The organism is Mesorhizobium sp. M1273, from assembly GCF_040318195.1.
Classification (GTDB): domain Bacteria; phylum Pseudomonadota; class Alphaproteobacteria; order Rhizobiales; family Rhizobiaceae; genus Mesorhizobium.
On the sequence record NZ_JAMYLV010000003.1, the window covers coordinates 270,400 to 284,449 of the forward strand.

Annotated in this window: 14 protein-coding genes; 7 read left to right on the plus strand and 7 right to left on the minus strand. The window is 61.0% G+C overall.

Going from position 1 to position 14,050, the window contains the following annotated elements; genetic code table 11:
• The first annotated feature begins 126 nt into the window (after positions 1 to 126).
• The 5 genes from NKH30_RS05665 to NKH30_RS05685 all read left to right on the plus strand — a co-directional run bounded on the left by NKH30_RS05665 (position 127) and on the right by NKH30_RS05685 (position 5,575).
• Entirely contained in the window at positions 127 to 1,374 is a 1,248-nt protein-coding gene (locus tag NKH30_RS05665; RefSeq protein WP_352980498.1) for an ABC transporter substrate-binding protein, read from the plus strand.
• 3 nt (positions 1,375 to 1,377) lie between these two features.
• Entirely contained in the window at positions 1,378 to 2,331 is a 954-nt protein-coding gene (locus NKH30_RS05670; protein ID WP_352469612.1) for a carbohydrate ABC transporter permease, read from the plus strand.
• A 7-nt stretch (positions 2,332 to 2,338) separates the two neighbouring features.
• Positions 2,339 to 3,154 (plus strand): carbohydrate ABC transporter permease, encoded by an 816-nt coding sequence (locus NKH30_RS05675; protein ID WP_352539303.1) that lies wholly within the window; start codon positions 2,339 to 2,341, stop codon positions 3,152 to 3,154.
• 22 nt (positions 3,155 to 3,176) lie between these two features.
• A complete protein-coding gene (locus tag NKH30_RS05680; RefSeq protein ID WP_352767567.1) occupies positions 3,177 to 4,511 on the plus strand; it encodes a sulfatase family protein in 1,335 nt (444 codons plus the stop codon).
• A gap of 68 nt (positions 4,512 to 4,579) precedes the next feature.
• Entirely contained in the window at positions 4,580 to 5,575 is a 996-nt protein-coding gene (locus NKH30_RS05685) for a LacI family DNA-binding transcriptional regulator (RefSeq protein ID WP_352539305.1), read from the plus strand.
• 12 nt (positions 5,576 to 5,587) lie between these two features.
• Here the strand turns inward: NKH30_RS05685 and NKH30_RS05690 are convergent, their stop codons facing one another.
• Positions 5,588 to 6,028 (minus strand): DUF2267 domain-containing protein, encoded by a 441-nt coding sequence (locus NKH30_RS05690; protein ID WP_352448133.1) that lies wholly within the window; start codon positions 6,026 to 6,028, stop codon positions 5,588 to 5,590.
• A gap of 120 nt (positions 6,029 to 6,148) precedes the next feature.
• On the minus strand, positions 6,149 to 6,409 hold the full coding sequence (locus NKH30_RS05695; protein WP_352980497.1) for a hypothetical protein: 261 nt from the start codon (positions 6,407 to 6,409) through the stop codon (positions 6,149 to 6,151).
• Between the two features lie 311 nt (positions 6,410 to 6,720).
• Between NKH30_RS05695 and NKH30_RS05700 the strand changes: the two genes are divergently transcribed.
• The gene (locus NKH30_RS05700) at positions 6,721 to 7,146 is read left to right on the plus strand and encodes a VOC family protein (protein ID WP_352469607.1); all 426 of its coding nucleotides are present in this window, start codon (positions 6,721 to 6,723) and stop codon (positions 7,144 to 7,146) included.
• 76 nt (positions 7,147 to 7,222) lie between these two features.
• Here NKH30_RS05700 and NKH30_RS05705 read toward each other — a convergent pair whose 3' ends face one another.
• From NKH30_RS05705 to NKH30_RS05725, 5 genes are all read right to left on the minus strand, one after another.
• Complete coding sequence (locus NKH30_RS05705) at positions 7,223 to 8,419, minus strand: glycoside hydrolase family 172 protein (RefSeq protein WP_352539307.1); 1,197 nt, start codon at positions 8,417 to 8,419, stop codon at positions 7,223 to 7,225.
• A 24-nt stretch (positions 8,420 to 8,443) separates the two neighbouring features.
• The gene (locus tag NKH30_RS05710) at positions 8,444 to 9,286 is read right to left on the minus strand and encodes a carbohydrate ABC transporter permease (RefSeq protein ID WP_352469604.1); all 843 of its coding nucleotides are present in this window, start codon (positions 9,284 to 9,286) and stop codon (positions 8,444 to 8,446) included.
• Positions 9,279 to 10,205, minus strand: coding sequence for a carbohydrate ABC transporter permease (locus NKH30_RS05715; protein WP_352539308.1), 927 nt, complete (start codon positions 10,203 to 10,205; stop codon positions 9,279 to 9,281). Before NKH30_RS05715 ends, NKH30_RS05710 begins: the two co-directional genes overlap by 8 nt.
• Before the next feature lie 21 nt (positions 10,206 to 10,226).
• Positions 10,227 to 11,582, minus strand: coding sequence for an ABC transporter substrate-binding protein (locus NKH30_RS05720; protein WP_352539309.1), 1,356 nt, complete (start codon positions 11,580 to 11,582; stop codon positions 10,227 to 10,229).
• Positions 11,583 to 11,654: 72 nt separating this feature from the next.
• Positions 11,655 to 12,659 carry a LacI family DNA-binding transcriptional regulator gene (locus NKH30_RS05725; RefSeq protein WP_352469815.1) on the minus strand — a complete coding sequence of 335 codons (1,005 nt, stop codon included), beginning with the start codon at positions 12,657 to 12,659 and terminating at the stop codon, positions 11,655 to 11,657.
• Between the two features lie 896 nt (positions 12,660 to 13,555).
• Between NKH30_RS05725 and NKH30_RS05730 the strand changes: the two genes are divergently transcribed.
• Positions 13,556 to 14,020: a hypothetical protein gene (locus tag NKH30_RS05730; RefSeq protein ID WP_352994500.1), complete on the plus strand. Its 465-nt coding sequence runs from the start codon at positions 13,556 to 13,558 to the stop codon at positions 14,018 to 14,020.
• Positions 14,021 to 14,050: the final 30 nt, after the last annotated feature.

The window sequence follows — 14,050 nt, forward strand, 5'->3', positions numbered from 1 at the left end:
CCAGAACTATGCACTGCATTACAGTCGGAGCTTGACAAAAACTGCGGTATGGCGGGTATATTAATCGAATAATATGACGCCATCCATTGTGAGGAAGGCGGGTGGCAAACCAGGGAGGAGACCAAGATGAGCCGCTACAAGTCAGTCGGATTCCTGCACGGCATGGTTTTGGGCGTGGCCCTGACGACCGCGACTGCGGCCCATGCCGAGACCTTGACGCTCTATTGGAACGCCGGCCACGCCTATCAAGCTTATGCCGATGCAATAGCAAAGTTCGAGGCCGATCATCCCGGATGGTCGGTGCAGTGGGAGAAATTCCAGTGGCCGGATATGCGCACCAAGCTGGTGGCGGATTTTGCGGCGAAGAGCGCGCCCGATCTCGTCGCCGAACCCGGCGGCTGGGTGCAGGAATTCGGCCAGCGGAATCTGCTGCGGCCGCTGAACGACTTCATCGAACAAGACGGCAAGGCGATCGGCTATCCCGACGACTGGCAAGCCTATTCCGTGGAGCGCAACAAACTCGGCGGCCAGTACTATGGCATCCAGATCCACCTCACCTGCGCCACCCTCGTCTACAACGTCGATATGCTGAAGCAGGCGGGCTTCGACGCGCCGCCTGCGACCTGGGAGGAGTTCCTGAAGGTTGCCAAGGCGACGACGACCGGCGCCCGCTTCGGCTTCGCTCCCAACCCGAGCATCGGATATTACTCGTCGTGGCTGCTGCAGAACGGCGTGACCTACTACGATCCCAAGACAAACAAGGTCAATCTCGACAGTCCAGAGGCGATCGAAGCGATCCAGTTCCTCGCCGACCTGATCCACAAGGAAAGAGCAGCGACCAAGCCGGCGGCGGGTGCTGACTATGAGGGTCCGCAAAAGCTGTTCACGGCCAACCGGGTCGCCATGATCATAACCGGTCCGTGGGACGTGAAGCCGATCCGCTCGGGCAACCCGAAGCTCAACTGGGCGGTTGCGCCATCACTCAAGCACAAGGTGCAGGCGACGTTCGCGGGCGGCGTCAGCGTGATGATCCCTAAGGACGCCAAGCACCCGAAGGAGGCCTGGGAGTTGTTGAAGCGGCTCGTCGCGCTCGACACGGAACTGGCGGCTACCAAGGAAGCGGGCATGACGATGCCGCGCAAATCCTGGGCCAACAACGCCGAGGTTCAGGCCGATCCGGTCATCGGCAGCTTCAGCAAATGCCTGCCTTACGCGCAAGACGTCACCGCCGAGCTGCGCCTCACCGGCAAGCACGCGCGAATCGAGAAGCTCCTGCAAAGCGCGCTCGAGGATATCATCTACAATCAGAAGCCAGCAGCCGAGATCATGCCGAAATTCGCGGCCGAGGCCAACGTCATCCTGGCCAACAACTAGCCGATGATCGTCAGCGGCAGCACCAATACGGCCGATACGGACATTCGCGTCGGCGCGATGCCGACCCGGCGAACTGGCCGCTTCAGCCGGCGCACCCGGCAAACGCTTCTCGCTTACCTGCTGCTGTCGCCAGCAATCCTCTATTTCTCGGTCTATTTCTTCTATCCGATCGGACTAGAGTTTTGGGCGAGCCTGTACAGCGGCCAGCCGCTGATCGGCGAGAGCCGATTCGCCGGATTGGACAACTACGTTGCTGCGCTCGGCGACGCGCGCGTTCGGCAGTCGCTCTTCGTGACGCTGGCCTTCGCGATAGGCGTCACCGCGGCCAGCATCGCCATTGGCCTCGGACTGGCGGTCGTGCTCAACCGGCCGATCCCGGGGCGCACTCTGATCCGCGCAATCATCTTCTTTCCCTACATCACCTCCTTCGTGATCGTCGCGTTGATGTGGCAGGCAATTCTCGATCCCTACACTGGCATCTTGAACAGCTTTCTTGCCGAGCTTGGGCTGCCGACCCAGAATTGGCTCGGCGACACCTCGACCGCGCTGCCGACCCTCATCGCCATCACGGTCTGGAAGGATGTCGGCTATGCCATGCTGATCTACCTCTCCGCGTTGCAGTCGATCCCGTCCGACTTCTATGATGCCGCATCCATCGACGGCGCCACGCCGACGCAGCAATTCCGCTATCTGACCTGGCCGTTGTTGACGCCGACCACGCTGTTCATCGCGGTCGTCAGCACGATCAGCCAACTGCAGGAGCTGGCGCCGGCCTACCTGATAACCAAGGGCGGACCGGCCGACGCGACGCGGTTCTTCAGCCTGCACGTGTTCGAGGCAGCCTTCTTCGAGCTCAACATCGGCTACGCCTCGGCGCTGTCTTTCCTGATGTTCCTGCTGATCCTGGCCATCACCTTCGTTCAGTTCCGCCTGCTCAACCGCGAAACCACCTATTGAGGTTGGCATGACATTGGCAAAAACGCTCCCGTCCTACCTACTGCTGCTCTTCTGCGTGGCGCTGTCGATCTTTCCGTTCCTCTACATGCTTTCGCTGTCGCTGCAGAGCGATGCCGACGTCTTCAGCGGCATTCCGATTCTGATCCCCGAGACGTGGCAATTCACGAATTACATCGACATCTGGCAGAAGGCGCCGTTCGCGCGTTTCACGCTCAACAGCTTCATCATCGCCGGCGGGATTACCTTCCTCCATCTGATCTTCGATCCGTTGATCGGCTACGTCTTCGCCAAGATGGAATTCGCCGGTAAGCGCGTCATGTTTGTCGCGGTGCTGTCTACGCTGATGATCCCATTCTTCATCCGCATGATCCCGCTCTATGTGCTCACCGCGCGGATGGGATGGCTCAACACCTATCAGGGCCTTATCCTTCCATTCGCCATGAGCGCCTACGGAATCTTCCTGATGCGGCAGTTCATCCGTCCAATTCCCGACGAGTTGCTTGACGCTGCACGGATGGACGGCTGCTCGGAACTCGGCCTTTACTGGCGCATCGTGCTGCCGCAGGTCCGTCCGGCACTGGCGACGCTGGCCCTCCTCACCTTCGTGTTCCAGTGGAACGAATTCCTCTGGCCGCTGGTCGCCGTCAACACCACCGAAATGCGGCCGATCACGACGGGACTGACGCTTTTCAACCAGGAATTCTTCACCCAGTGGAACCTGACGGCGACGGGCGGGATCATTCTCTTCATCCCGAGCCTGCTGCTGTTCCTCTTCACGCAGCGCTACTTCGTCCGCAGCGTGATGCTGGCAGGCATGAAATGACCATTCGAAGGCATTGCACCCTATGACGTCCCGCCGACCGAATGTAATCGTCTTCTTCACCGACCAGCAGCGTTGGGACACCGTTGGCGTCCATGGCAATCCGCTCGAGCTTACGCCAAATTTCGACCGCCTCGCCGGGACCGGCACGTTCGTGGCAAATTCGTTTACCTGCCAGCCCGTTTGCGGACCCGCCCGCTCCGTATTCCAGACGGGGCGGTACCCGACCATCACCGGCTGCTACCGCAACGACATCCCACTGCCGAAGAGCGAGCGCACGCTCGCGCATCATTTCACCGCGGCAGGTTATGACACCGCCTACATCGGCAAGTGGCACCTGGGGTCCGCCGAGCCGGTCACCCAGGAACAACGCGGCGGCTATCGCTACTGGCTGGCCTCCAACATCCTGGAGTTCACTTCCGGCCCCTTCGACACCGTCGTCCACGACAATGACGGCAAGGCGGTGAAGCTGCCGGGATACCGCGTCGATGCCCTAACCGACGCTGCAATCCGCTATGTCGCATCGAGGGAAGACGAGCCGTTCTTTCTATTCCTGTCCTTCCTCGAGCCGCATCACCAGAACCAGACGGACAACTACCCTGCCCCGCTCGGATACGAGGACAGGATCCGCAAGAAGCTCGCCATTCCCGGCGATCTCGCCGCACTTGGCGGCACGACAGCGGAACATTTCCCCGGCTATCTGGGCATGGTCGCACGCCTCGACGAGGCGTTTGGACGGCTGATCGAGGCGCTCTACAGCCTTGGCCGGCTTGACGACACGATCATCCTCTTCACCTCCGACCACGGATGTCACTTCAAGACCCGCAACAACGAATACAAGCGTTCCTGTCATGAGGCGTCGATCCGCGTGCCGACGCTATTCCACGGCCCCGGCTTCCAGCGCATCGGCACTTATGAAGGCCTGGTCAGCCTCGTCGATCTCGCGCCGACCCTGCTCGCCGCGGCCGGCCTGAAAGTGCCCAATTCGATGCAGGGCGTCTCGCTGCTCGACGCACTGCAGGGCGAACGGCCGCCGCGCGACGAGATATTCATTCAAATCAGCGAGCACCATGTCGGCCGCGCCTTGCGCACCAGACGGTGGAAATATGAGGTCGAGGCACCGGGAAAAGACGGCTGGCGGAATTCCGGCAGCGATTTCTATGTCGAGGCGAGACTCTACGACCTCGATGCCGATCCAAACGAACTAATCAATCTCATAGCTTCGCCCGATCACGCAGCGACGCGTGCATGGCTGCGAGGCCGCATCGTTGCCCTGATGGAGGAGGCCGGCGAGGCAAGGCCCGAGATCCTTGCCGCCGGGCATGGAAGCTGGAATGAAATCCGGCTGAGCGACAGCTGATCATGTCACGTCGCGCAGCGGATCCAACAATGCACGAGAGAAGTTCCGATCGCAGAAAGGCGCCGACCATGGCCGATGTCGCCCGGCGCGCCAATGTATCGACCGCTGCCGTGTCGTACCTGCTCAGCGGCGACAGCACGCGCCTGAAGTTCGTCGGCAAGGAGGCGCGGCAGCGCATCCTCGAGGCCGTCGCTGAGCTCAACTATGTGCAAAACCGCACCGCGCGGCAGCTGCGCCGCCAGCAGGCCGAGCGAATCTGCCTTGTACTGCCTCGTCTCGGCGTGCCGTTCAGCGACCGGATCGCGCAGGATATCCAATCTGGAGCGGCGCTGAGGGGATTTTCGACAATTATCACCGCGGGAGACACGTTCGAACGAACCGACCGGATCGTGAGGGAAATCGAGAGCGGGCTGGCAGACGGCATTATCGCCGACTGGCAGCATCTCTCCGAGCCCGAGGTGATGCTTTTGGCCGCGCGCCTGGCGGCCGCGGGCCGGCCAGCGGTGATCTTCCATCCGACCATCGAGCCGGCAGGCTTCTCGGTTGTGCGCCAGCATACCGGCAGGGCCGTTTTCGAGGCACTCGACTACCTCTACCGAGCCGGCCATCGCTGCATCGCCTATATGGTGCATGAGCAAGCGGTGGACGGGAGCCGTCTCGCCGCCTATCGCAGCTTCCTGCAAGCACGCGGCCTTCCGCTGCGAGACGACCTGGTGATCGGCGGTGCAGAGGCGCGCAAGGCTGCGTTTGCCAATGCTACGGCGCTGGCCGCCCGCGCGGATCGGCCGACCGCGCTTTTCGTCGAATCCGATCTTGCCGCCGTGACCGCCCTGCACGCATTCGAGGAGGCCGGCCTCTCCGTGCCCGGCGACATTGCAGTCATCGGCTGCGGCAATATCGACGAGGGCGAATTCAGTCATCCGGCATTGACGACAATCGGCCCCGAAACTGCCCACTACGACCATCTTGCCGATCATCTGATCTCATTGATCTCGGCAACACCGGGCGCAATACCTACCCTTTTCAGCGTTTCGTGGCAGTTGGTCCGTCGCGCGTCCGCATGAGCAGGATCGCCGCTATTTGACGCCCACGCTTTCAGGCCAGAGGACCTGGATTTCCTTTGGCAGCGCATCCCGCACCTTTGCCGACTGGCCAAGGTCGATATGCCGTGCAAGCACACGCAGCACAGAGCGTGCCGCATCCTCGGGATCGACAGGACGGGTCGATTTCAATTCATCGGCGATGTGTTGCAGGAATTTCTCGAGCGAGCGTGTCTTGTCGGGCATGTCGGCGGGCCGATAGCGATCATAGTAGGCGCCGCGCACGAGCAGCGGCAGTTCCGCTCCCAATTTGGCCGCCAGTCCGATCTGCAGCCTGTCGCGAAGGGTTCGCAGAACGGCGCCCAATGTATGCCAGGCGACGTGTCGATCCGGACCAAGATCCGCCATGATCTCGTCAAGCCAGATGTTTGTTATTTGCAGCGTTTTGTCGAAAACGTCCAAGCCGGTTGCGCTCATCGTCGCCTCCTCGAAAGGTTCTGCGGGCGAAACGGCGACCGGAGATTATTGTTTCGTGGTCCTGTGAAAATCGTCCTGGCAAAGCGGCGGAAACCGGTTCGGTCGGAGAGCCTGTCGGCGTCAGGTCTGCTCGACACTCTGCATCTGCTGGATTTCGGCGATCTGTCGGAAGCGGCCGTTTTCCACCCCGTTGAGTTCAGTCACAGCGGCCAGATTGTCACCCTTTTCATCCCACCGCACCGGCTCGCGATAGGCGATTCCCCTGAAACGGATATCGCGCACCGCCGCCAGAACGTCGCGCCGGCTCGGATGTCCCTTGGATACAGTGCTGGCGTCTTTGATCGCGGCAAGGAGAAGGCAGGCCGAATCGTAGGCATTCACGGCATAATTGCGCTTCGGCTTCGCCGTCCGACGATCTCGCCAGCTTCGGCGAGCGTCGCTTCCAAGCAATCCCTTCGCGCGTCAACGACGCCCGTTCAACCTTCCCACAGTTGTATTCGGCGCCTGCGTTCCGATCATTAAAGTCGGCCTTGCTGATCCGAAAGGTGGTTGTCCTCCGCCTAACTGAGCTTGTGCTCATCGGTTCCGAACGCCGTCTCAGCAATGAGACCAGTCCTCACGTTGCCCGAGCCCGGGTATCTCTTGACTGACTGAGCGGCCCGCGCCGACAATGGCATTGGGAAGATGGCGGGATGGCGCCCACGGTGTTCGGCACCACTTGGCGATCAAGCTGCGAAAGGGCTGTCATGGATTGGAAGCTGGAGCTGGTCCCGGTCCCCGTATCGGACGTCGATAGAGCAATTGCCTTTTATGTTGGGAAGGTCGGCTTTCATCTCGATCACGACCACACCGTAAGCGACGAGATACGTTTCGTGCAATTGACGCCGCCCGGTTCGGCCTGTTCGATTGCCATGGGCAAGGGCCTCGTCGACAGCCCCCCGGGATCCATAAGGGGCCTGCAACTCGTCGTGCCCGATATCGATGAGGCTCACCGGTACCTGGCCGCTCAAGGTATCGAGGTCAGCGATATCAAGGATTTTCCCTGGGGCAGATTTGTCTTCTTTGAGGATCCCGACGGCAACACCTGGTCTGTCCAGCAACTTCCACCTCGCAGCTGAGGCGGCACGCTGCGGCAGGGTCGTGCCCCGACACAGATAGCGCGGGATGCACGGTTCAATTCGAACGCATCCCGGCCTAACGCCTCTTCTCGTCGAAGGCGGCATTCCAATTGTGATAAGGCGCGCGATAGGTGGGGATGCGGTCCTCGACATCGACAAGCGCTTCGAACGGTTTGTGCGGTTCGGCCTGATACCAGAAGGCGACCGACGAAATGTCGTCCGAGCGGCGATTGGCGTGACCGTGCTCGATGGTCACCCGGATGCGTTTGTGGAAGATGACCGGGTCCTCTATGTGCCAGCGATAGAGCGTAACCGGCTCGGTCCAGTTCGGCCCGCCGGCGGCGATGATGCCGTGATAGGGCGCGCTGTAGTCCTGTGTCGGGCACCATGCCGTATTGAAATAATCTTCCGTGCCGGTGCCGTGCAGCGTCGGCGGCCAGGCATCGTTGGCGCCGGGGCCGGTCTCGCCGCGATCGTCGATCAGTTCGGCCTTCGGTCCGATGCGCGGATCGGGCTTGCGCACTGTATCCGGCACGGAAATGCCCGGCTCGCCATCGACGAAGATCATGTCGTCGCCCTCGCCATACCAGTCCCATAGTGCGGAACGCCGCCGCGAATAGACGGAATAGAGTACGCCGACATAGTGGCCATGACCTTCCGCCTCCAGGATGGTGTAGTTGCCGTTCCCGTCGGTGTTTTCCCCGCCAAACAGGACCTGCTCGTTGGCCAATCCCGTCTCGTCTATGCCGTCAGGTCGCTGCTGACTGTATTGGGCGTGGAAGCGGCCCAGGCCTTCCTCGAGTTCCTCATGCAGTTCGAGATCGACATAGTAATAGAAAAGCAGGTCGTCCTCAGCTTCATTGGCGACGGTGAAGCGCATGTGGCTGGCAAACGGCATCGGAAAGTAGCAGTTGAAGGCCTTGCCATCCTCGGGGCTTGCCTGGACCGGCAGGCTGGCAAAATTGCGGGTGCGGGCATGCCCCATGCCGAAGAAATCACCGATCGGCGTTTCGATGCTCGGATACTCCTCGCCATCCCAGTAAGCGCGCAGCACGATCTTGCGCAGGAAGTCCTCACTCTTGCAGGCGAGCGTCGCCCAGATATGCGTGACAATGCCGGCACCGTCATGCTCGGCAATCACCACCGTCTGGCCGGGTTCAACATGCAGCCGGTCGTCATTGCCGCCGGTGCGGTCGTAGCTCGAGAACCGGCGGGTTTTGGCGTCGCGCAATTTGGCGAGCCCGCGAAGCGGCGACAAGCCGGCATTATCCATGTGTTTCTCCTCTTGCTTCAGCGGTTATTTCAGGCCGCTTGTCTTGATCGATTCCATGATCTGGCGTTGGAAGATCACGAAAAGAACCAGCATCGGCACGGCGACGATGGTCGAGGCGGCCATGACGTAGTTCCAGGCGGCGGCGTACTGGCTCTTGAAGTTCGCAATGGCTACCTGCACCACCCAGAGATCGAGGTCCGATGTGATCGTCAACGGCCACAGGAAAGCATTCCAGTTGGCGAGGAAGAACAGGATCGCCAGTGCCGACAGGATCGGCCGGCTGAGCGGCAGGATGATGCTCCAATAGATGCGCCAGTAGCCGGCACCATCCATGATCGCCGCTTCTTCCAGTTCCCTGGGCAGCGACAGGTAGTATTGCCTGAGCAGAAAGATGCCGAACGCGTTGAAGATCGCCGGAATGATCAGCCCGGCATAGCTGTCCAGCATGTGCAGCATCCGCGTCAGGATGAACAGCGGCACGATGATTACCGGCAGCGACACCAGAAAGGTCGAGAACATGGCGAGGAACAGCGTGTCGCGGCCCGGAAAACGCAGCCGTGCGAGCGAATAGCCGGCCATCGAATGAAAGAACAGCGCGGCGACCGTCACCGTCGCCGACACGAAGAACGAATTGAAGAGATAGCGCAGGAACGGCACCTCGGTCAGCACATAGAGGAAATTGCCGAGCGTCGGGCGTTCCGGAATGAGGCTCGGCGTGAAGACGTCGCTCGCCGGCTTGAGCGAGATGACCAGCATCCAGACAAGCGGGAATACCGTCATCAGGCCAAGTGCGGCGGTTGCCAGCATCCAGGCAAGTCTCGCCGCTCGTATCTGCGAACGGCCGGAAGGAGTTCGGCCGTCAGTCATGCTCGAAACGTCCGCCGCGCGTCAGCACGAAGAAGAAGACCGTGACCAGCATCAGCGCCAGCACCAGCAGCGATGCCATTGCCGATGCATAGCCGAACGCGCCGAACTGGAATGCCTGCTTGTAGATGTAGATGATCAGCACCGAGGTCGAATTGACCGGACCGCCTTTGGTCATCACATAGATCAGGTCGAAGACCTGGCCGCCGGCGACAGCCGCGACGAGCGAGACCAGGAGGACGAAGAAGCTGGTCGGCTTGAGCAGGGGCAAAGTAATGTACCAGAAGCTTGTCACCGGCCCGGCACCGTCGATCTTTGCGGCTTCGTAGTACTCTGCCGGGATGTCCTGGAGCCCGCCGAGGAAGATCAGCATGTAGAAACCCATCAGGAACCAGACGCTGACCAGCACCAGCGTGAACAGCGCCAGATTTGGATCGCCGAGCAGCGAAATTCCGCCGAGGCCGACGCGCGGCGCCAGCCGGCTGACGATGCCGACCTTTTCGACCAGCATGAGCTGCCACACGAGCGCCACCACGACCAGGCTGACCATCTGCGGCGCAAAGAACATCGAGCGCATGACCGCGTTGAAGCGGTTGGTCTTCTGCACCAGAAGCGCCAGTCCCAGTCCGGCGACGTAGAGCGCCGGCACCAGCATGACGGCATAAGCTACCGTCACCTTCACGGACGACCAGAACAGCGGGTCGCCCCACATGCGCCTGTAATTGCCGAACCCGACGAACCTGTAGCCGCCGAAGCCGTTGACCTCGAAGAACCCGACGGCGAGCGACAGCAGCATCGGCACGCCGACGAACACCAGCAGGCCAACCGCATCGGGCAGGACGAACAGCCATGCGGCGCAGCGCTCCCTTTGCTTGGCGGTGAGGCCGCGGGCGGAATTCGCGCCCGCGGCTGGCGGTTTCATCTGATCCATGCTGGAAAGGGCCTAAAGGATCGGCGCGCCGGAATAGGAAGCGAGGAACGCATCGAGTTGCTGACTGGCCGTCGTCGCCGCCTGCTGGGCATCAACCCCGCCAAGCTGTGCCGACTGGATGGCGTCGGAGATGATCTTGTAGGCCTCCGGCGGAACCCGCGGCTCGGCGCGCGTCCCCGGATGGATCTCCTTGGCGAAGGTGCCGAACTTGCCGGTGCTGAAGACATCGGCGCCGGCCTTCAGCGCGCTGTTGCGCGGCGGCATGTCGCTCTTGGCGACAGTGCACCAGTTGACGACCCGGTCGATCGATGCCGGATCCATTGAGGCCAGCGCCCAGGCGCAGAACTGGGCGGAAGCATCCGGGTTCTTGCCTCCGGCATTGGCGACAAAGGCCCAGCCACCGCCGACGGTGACGTATTTGCCATTGGCCGGTGTCGGCAATTTGAAGATGCCGTAGGGCACGTCCTTGGCGTTGTTGTCCATCGCCGAAATACCCCAGATGCCGCAGTTCTGCATGGCGCACAGCCCTGCCCCGAGATTGGCGACTATGTCGAAGCCGCCGCCGACCACCTGACGCGGCGCCACGCCGGTATTGATGGCATCCTGCCAGAGTTTCAGCGCCTGGACGGTGGCCGGCGAATCGAAGGCGCTCTTGCCGTCCTTGCCCTGGAATTCGCCGCCGCCCTGCCACAGGAACGGATACCAGGTGAAGTTCTGGTAATAGCCGGGAGTCGTTTCGAACAGCACGCCGTAGCGACTGGGCGTCGTCAGCTTTTTGGCGACCGCCAACAGCTCGTCCCAGGTCTTCGGCACGTCGTTCTCGTTGAGCTTTGCATCCTCGAACGCTTTGACCGAATAGTAGAAGGCCATCGGCTCGACTTCCATCGGCACACCGTAGATCTTGCCGTCCACCATGCGGTTGGCGATGACGCTTTCCGGGAAATCGGCCTTGGCGGCATCCTCGATATGCGGCGTCAGGTCGGCAAGTACGCCGCCATTGTAATAACGCAGGAAATCGCCGGGGCTGATGAGGAAGATGTCAGGGCCCTCGCCCGACGCGAAGGCCGTTGCCAGCTTGGAACCGGAGATGTATTCGCTGTTGACGACATATTCGAGCTCGACCTTCTGGTCGTGGCCGTCGTTCCAGTCGGCCACCAGCTTCTCGAACCACTGGACCTGCGGCTTCACGTCTCCCCCAGGCGCATAGAACTGCCAGAATTTCAGCGGCGCTTCCTGAGCGCGCACGGCCATCCTGTTGATGAACGGGAAGCCTGTGAGGCCGGCGGCAGCGAAAGTGGCGCCGCCCTGGATCAGCCGACGGCGGTTCAGGCTGGCCAATGGCCGGTCGCGGGTCGTTTTGTCAGTCATCAATTCCTCCCTTGGATGTTGTTCGGTCGAACGTTGGCGAAGGGACCTCCGTTCCCTTTGCCGGCATCTGCGTCACGCGCTGTCGAATGGGCTCAACGCGCATGGGATCACTTCGGTGCGCGGCGCGCCCTCGACTTTGCCACCCAGCCGTTCGAGCAGCATTTCCGTGGCGCGCTTGGCAAGCATTGTCGGACTGTTGCCGACACAGGTCAGCTTCGGCCTGACATATTCCAGTTGAGGCAGGTCATCGAAGACTGCGATGGCGATATCCTGAGGGATATTGATCCCATGGTCGTAGAATTCGGTCAGCGCACCGGAGGCCATCAGATAATTGGCGAAGAACATCGCCGACGGCAGGTGTCCGCCGTGCTTCTCCCTGAGCCAGGTGACCGCTTCCCGCCCTGACGGGGCAAGATAGCTTCCCTCGAACCGCAGATCGGCGGAGATTGGCACGCCATTGTCGGCGAGCCCTTTTTCGAAACCGGCGGCACGCGCCATCGCCTCCTTGAAAAAGGATGGCCCGGTGACATGGGCGATGCGGCGATGGCCCCTCTTCGCCAGATACTCGCCCATCAGATAGCCGCCGCCGAAATCGTCCAGCTGGACGCTGTCGACAGCATGGTTCGGCAGATGGCCGATGAAGACGGCGGGCAGATCGAGGCTGAGCAGTTCGCTGTGCATGCCGTGCAGCGCGAAGTCGGCAACGATGACGCCGTCGACCCGCTTGCGCCCGATCTGGCGCAAATACTCGCGGCCGTGATCCTGTGAATGTCCGCCCGGCACGTCGGTGTTGAAGATCAGCATGTCGAGGCCGACCACTTCGAGCGTCGACTGCGCCGTTTTCACCAGCTCCGGATAGAACGGGTTGCGGATGTCCGGGATCAGCATCGCGATAATGTTGGTACGGCCGGTGCGCAGGCTCTGCGCCTGCGGGTTCGGGGTGTAGCCGAGTTCGTCGATCGCCGCTTGTACGCGCTCACGCAGCGATTTCGATACCCGGTCCGCATGGTTGATGACATGCGACACGGTCGTGCGCGACACGCCCGCTCGCGTGGCAACTTTGGAAATCGTGCTCATGGTGACAGGTTATGAGCACATGAATGCATTTGCAAATCGATTTTACCGATGTCTCGCAAATTAGGGCCATCAGGCGGATTGCGCAAAATGCCAAAAGAAAAGGCCGGACTGTTAAGCCCGGCCAAGTGTGAAGGTCTATAACCTCCAGAGGGGAACGCGCCGGACGCAATGGGAGGAGACATCCGACGCAATTCGCATATGGGTCTGTATTGGTGGCGTTTCAACGATGCGGCAGTAGACCAACGGCGTTGCTGCCATAGAGCCAGAAACGCAAAGCATTCGAAGGGGGCGGTGGATCGCAGCTGCCAGTTGGACACAAAGGTCGCCGAATGCAGGGTGGCTCCTGGCATAGGGACTTCAGTCTGTAGGCCTATCGACCAAGGACCCGCACAGCCAAACTTTGGTCCGAGGCTGCTATCGCAAAAGCCCGAAATGCGAGAGTTTCAGGAACTGAGTTCCGAGGAGCCCCGTTGCGATGCCGACTGTTATAGGAGGCCGCCATGGACCCGAGCATTCACCAGGCACGTTGGCTGCTTTTTCCGTTATTTGGCCTGTGTTTCGGGGTCGCGGCCATTGGATTTATTGTTGGCTGACAGTGGGAACTCGGCGCTATCGCGGAGAGACGCAACCACGGGAAGGCAAAAGGCTTGCGCAGTAAATAGTCCCTTCCTGCGCTAGCGAGACCCACCAGTTACCATCGTGGGACTGGTGGGCCTTGACGTTCCGGACGCAAACCATTGTTTTAAGCATCACACGAATTCGAACAGGAGGCAGTACGACAGAGCCGTATGATTAAGGGGAGTTCCGACATGCGACTGGCAAGTTCATTGATGACGACCCGGAAACGAAGGACCGGATCTTCACGAGGACGTCGTGTCGGCATTTCTGTAGTCGTCTTGACCTTCATTCTCGTCGTAAGCCCCTATCGCGTCGTGTTCGATGGATCATCGCAGCCGCTCGGCCCGCAGGCTGCCTGGGCCAAAGATGGCGGGAACGGCAATGGCGGGAACGGGAACGGGAACGGGAATGGGAACGGCAATTCGGGCAATTCGGGTGGAAACTCCGGCAATTCGAACTCGAACGCTGGTGCCGGCAAGGGCAAAGCAAAGTCGCAGGACGACAATCTCCCTGATCCCGCCCCTGCGGTAAACCCCGATAGCAAGCCAAAACTCTTTGTCAACGCATCCACAGGAGACCGGGTCGAGGTGAGCGGCCCGAGCATTGGCGTGGTGCATTCGAACGGACTCAGCGAACGCATCGACAGCGACCAATATGAAATGCGGGATGCCGAGGGCCGCATCATCATTCGGCGCCTGGCGACGCGTTCCGATCGGGACAGGTTGCTTGGAATGATCAACTGAGGGCCAGTTCACATGGCAGCGCAGTGCGGC

What these genes read in the sequence shown, in the direction of transcription:
- NKH30_RS05665 (WP_352980498.1), top strand. Translation starts at nt 127, where the DNA reads ATGAGCCGCTACAAGTCAGTCGGATTCCTGCACGGCATGGTTTTGGGC.
- NKH30_RS05670 (WP_352469612.1), top strand. Translation starts at nt 1,378, where the DNA reads ATGATCGTCAGCGGCAGCACCAATACGGCCGATACGGACATTCGCGTC.
- NKH30_RS05675 (WP_352539303.1), top strand. Translation starts at nt 2,339, where the DNA reads ATGACATTGGCAAAAACGCTCCCGTCCTACCTACTGCTGCTCTTCTGC.
- NKH30_RS05680 (WP_352767567.1), top strand. Translation starts at nt 3,177, where the DNA reads ATGACGTCCCGCCGACCGAATGTAATCGTCTTCTTCACCGACCAGCAG.
- NKH30_RS05685 (WP_352539305.1), top strand. Translation starts at nt 4,580, where the DNA reads ATGGCCGATGTCGCCCGGCGCGCCAATGTATCGACCGCTGCCGTGTCG.
- NKH30_RS05690 (WP_352448133.1), bottom strand. Translation starts at nt 6,028, where the DNA reads ATGAGCGCAACCGGCTTGGACGTTTTCGACAAAACGCTGCAAATAACA.
- NKH30_RS05700 (WP_352469607.1), top strand. Translation starts at nt 6,721, where the DNA reads ATGGCGCCCACGGTGTTCGGCACCACTTGGCGATCAAGCTGCGAAAGG.
- NKH30_RS05705 (WP_352539307.1), bottom strand. Translation starts at nt 8,419, where the DNA reads ATGGATAATGCCGGCTTGTCGCCGCTTCGCGGGCTCGCCAAATTGCGC.
- NKH30_RS05710 (WP_352469604.1), bottom strand. Translation starts at nt 9,286, where the DNA reads ATGACTGACGGCCGAACTCCTTCCGGCCGTTCGCAGATACGAGCGGCG.
- NKH30_RS05715 (WP_352539308.1), bottom strand. Translation starts at nt 10,205, where the DNA reads ATGAAACCGCCAGCCGCGGGCGCGAATTCCGCCCGCGGCCTCACCGCC.
- NKH30_RS05720 (WP_352539309.1), bottom strand. Translation starts at nt 11,582, where the DNA reads ATGACTGACAAAACGACCCGCGACCGGCCATTGGCCAGCCTGAACCGC.
- NKH30_RS05725 (WP_352469815.1), bottom strand. Translation starts at nt 12,659, where the DNA reads ATGAGCACGATTTCCAAAGTTGCCACGCGAGCGGGCGTGTCGCGCACG.